This is a genomic window from Pseudomonas inefficax (assembly GCF_900277125.1).
Taxonomy (GTDB): Bacteria; Pseudomonadota; Gammaproteobacteria; order Pseudomonadales; family Pseudomonadaceae; genus Aquipseudomonas; species Aquipseudomonas inefficax.
Map to the genome: position 1 here is coordinate 1 of NZ_OPYN01000061.1, position 3,501 is coordinate 3,501.

The following is a 3,501-nucleotide window of genomic DNA, read 5'->3' on the forward strand; positions in this document are numbered from 1 at the left end:
ATCGACCCACAGCATCGCCACCTTGTCGTGTTGCTGGGCCTCGACTCGCTGGACCAGTTCGGCCGGTGGCAGCACGCCCTCCGGGCGCACCTGGACCTTCAGGACATCGGCATTCAGCGCGCGCAGCAGTTCTTCCTGAAACGAGTACAAGGCCCCGGTGATGCCCATCAAGGCCAGCACCAGGCCAGCGGTGATGCCAAAGAACCAGTGCAATTGGAACAGCGTCTTCTTCACCACATGATCACCTTGTGTTTCTGCCGCACACTACGCGGCCTGCATTATGCCTTGATACGCAAACGCCCCGCTCACGGGAATGAACGGGGCGGGGTGGGCTAGTCAGTCACGCTTGTGTTGTCTGTACCGGCCTCTTCGCGGGTAAACCCGCTCCCACAGAGATATCACTGGACCTGAGGCCAGTGGTGTACCTGTGGGAGCGGGTTCACCCGCGAAAGGGCCGGCACAGGCGCAGCCCTTTCAAAAGATCAGCCCCGTCCTGAAATCAGAAGTGCACGCTGGTGGTCAACAATGCCGTCCGCCCGGCCGCCTGGTTGGCGAAGTGGGTGGAGAAGGCCTTGTCGTAGTACACCTCGTTGGTCAGGTTCTGCACGTTCAGCTGCAGGTCGACGTTCTTGGTCAGCTTGTAGGCGGCCATGGCGTCGTAGCGTACGTAGCTGTCGACCATGGTGGTGTTGGCCACGCTGCCGTACACGTCATCCACGTAGAACGCACCGCCACCAACGGTCAGCTTCGGCGTAATGGAATAGGTGGTCCACAGGCTGGCGCTGTTGTTCGGCGTGTTTGGCAGCTGGTTGCCGTCGTTGGCCTTGTTTACCGCGCCGCCGTCGATCTGGCGAGCTTCCATGTAGGTATAGCCGGCGAATACCTGCCACTTGTCGGTGATCTTGCCGCTGGCCGACAACTCGATGCCCTGCACGCGGGTTTCGCCGACGTTTTCGTAGGTGGTAGTGTCCACCTGGACGCGGGCGTTTTCTTTCTCGGTACGGAACAGCGCGGCGGCCAGGGACAGGCGCTGTTCGAGCAGGTCCCACTTGGTACCAATTTCGTAGTTGGTGGTTTCTTCCGGCTCCAGGTCGCTGCTCAGCAAGTTGCCGGCGCGGTCGGTGGTGTTGCCCAGCGGGTTGCCTTCAGTGCCTTCGCCCAGCATAGCACCGGGTGGCGTTGCCGAGGTGGCGTAGGAAACATAGATGCTGCCATTCTCGGTCGGCTTCCACACCAGGCCCAGTTGGCCGGTGACGAACTCGCTCGTATCCTTGCCTTTGGAAACCACGCCCTTGCTGTTGACTACGGTGGCGCCGGTGGCGTCGTAGGTGCGGTACTGGGTATCGAAGTGGTCGTAACGCAGGCCCATGTTCAGCAGCCACTCGGGTGTCAGCTCGAGGGTGTCGAACACATAGATTGCACGGGTGTTGCTTTTGGTGTCGGTGCCCGCGTAGTTGCGTGCGATGCTGCCGTTCCACGGATCATCCGGGTTCGGGTTGCTCAGCGAGGTGCAGTTGTAACCGCTGTTGGCACCGATCATGCCTGGGGTGCAGTTGGTGTTGGCAGCACCGCCCGGGACGGTGTCGGTATCGACGGTGTAGCTCGAACGCTTGCTCTCTTCACGGCTCAGCTCGATACCGGTCGAGAAGCTGTTCTTCATGCCGCCCAGATAGAATTCGCCGAACAGATCGGTCTGGTTGGTGGTGGTGGCGGTGTTGCCCACGCGGGTGTTGGCACGGCGCCAGACGCTGCCGTTGTTGACGTTGCCCTTGCTGTCGTCAGGCTGGGTCAGAATGTAGTCCTGCATGCTGTTGCCATGGCGCAGGGTATTCTTGATGGTCAGCGAGTCTGTCAGGTCGTGTTCGATGGCGAAGGTGGCGATATCCACACGGCTCTTGCGGAAGTCGCGACCGGTCAGGCCATAGAAGTTGTCGCTGTCGCCGCCGTCGTACGGCTTGCTCGGGTGTGCCGAGGTACGTGCGGCGCTGCCACCGGTCGGTATGGTGTACGGGATGCCGGAATCCGGCAGGTCGTCGCTTTCCAGGTGATAGTAATCGAGGTTGACGCGGGTCGGCGTGCCCAGGCCGAAGGCCAGCGACGGGGCGATACCCCAACGGTCGTAGTTGACCTTGTCGCGGCCAGCGACGTTGCTTTCGTGGGTCATCAGGTTCAGGCGGCCGGCAACGCTGTCGCTGAACTGGTAGTTGCCATCGAAGGTGTAGCGCTGGGTCTGGTCGCTGCCCCAGGTCCACGCACCGTCCAGCGAGTTGCCCAGGTGCGCGCGTTTGCTCACCAGGTTGATGCTACCGCCGGCGGCACCACGGCCACCGATGGCCGAATTCGGGCCCTTGGCCACTTCCACCGATTCGATGGCGAAGATTTCACGGGTTTGCGCGCCAGTGTCACGCACGCCGTCCAGGTAGGTGTCGCCCTGGGCGTCGAAGCCGCGGATGAACGGGCGGTCGCCTTGCGGGTTGCCGCCTTCGCCAGCACCGAAGGTGATGCCCGGCACGGTGCGCAGGGCATCCTGCAGGCTCAGGGCATTGGTGTCTTTGATGACCTGCTGCGGGATCACGGTAATCGAGCGCGGGGTGTCTACCAGCGGCGCGGTGTACTTCTGCGAGGAAGCCTTGTCGACTTTGTAATCGGTGCTGGCCTGTTCAGCTTTGCCGTTGACGCTGGTGGCATCGAGGGTGATCGCGCTGCTGGCGGCCGGGTCGGCGGCGTAGGCCGACGAGGCGCTGAGGGCAACGCCGATGGCGGAGACGATCAGGCGTGGTGAGCTCACTGCAGATGGTACGTACTGGCGCATTGCTAAGGCCTTCCCCAAGGTGTTAAGGCCGCGGATCTTAATGTAAGCAATTGTGACTCACAATTGAGAGTCGTTACCATTCGTGAAGAATTTACAATCTTTACAATTTGCCTTTACGGTTTCATCAAGCTGAAACGTCTTAAGCGGCGATTGGGGCTTGTGAAGCGCAAAAGGGAATCAATATCATTGACGCCTTTACACTTTCCAACGGTAGTGCCGCCATGCTGCTTCACATCCCCGGCCTGTTCGACACCGATGAACTGGCCCGTATCCGCGAGGCGCTGGAGCAGGCCGACTGGGCCGACGGCAAGGTCACGGCCGGCTACCAGTCGGCCAAGGCCAAGCACAACCTGCAGTTGGCCGAAGGCCACCCGCTGGCCAAGGAAATCGGCAGTGCGCTGATCGACCGCCTGTGGCAAAACCCGCGCTTCATGTCTGCAGCCTTGCCGCACAAGGTGTTCCCGCCGCTGATCAACTGCTACCGCGAAGGCGGCAATTTCGGCTTCCACATCGACAAGGCCCTCCGCCAGCCCAAGGGCAGCCCGGCGCGAGTTCGTACCGACCTGTCCTCAACGCTGCTCCTCAGCGAGCCGGACAGCTACGGCGGCGGCGAGCTGGTGATCCAGGACACCTATGGTGTGCAGCAGGTCAAGCTGGCTGCCGGTGACCTGGTGCTTTACCCCGGCACC

3 protein-coding genes are annotated in these 3,501 nt (G+C 61.6%); 1 reads left to right on the plus strand and 2 read right to left on the minus strand.

Going from position 1 to position 3,501, the window contains the following annotated elements; genetic code table 11:
- Positions 1–237: PepSY domain-containing protein (locus JV551A3_RS06390; protein ID WP_133978443.1), on the minus strand; the 237-nt coding region annotated here is incomplete at its 3' end.
- Positions 238–499: 262 nt separating this feature from the next.
- Positions 500–2,812, minus strand: coding sequence for a TonB-dependent receptor (locus JV551A3_RS06395; RefSeq protein ID WP_133978445.1), 2,313 nt, complete (start codon positions 2,810–2,812; stop codon positions 500–502).
- Between the two features lie 221 nt (positions 2,813–3,033).
- Here JV551A3_RS06395 and JV551A3_RS06400 point away from each other — a divergent pair.
- On the plus strand, positions 3,034–3,501 hold a 468-nt coding region (locus tag JV551A3_RS06400), incomplete at its 3' end, for a Fe2+-dependent dioxygenase (RefSeq protein WP_133978447.1).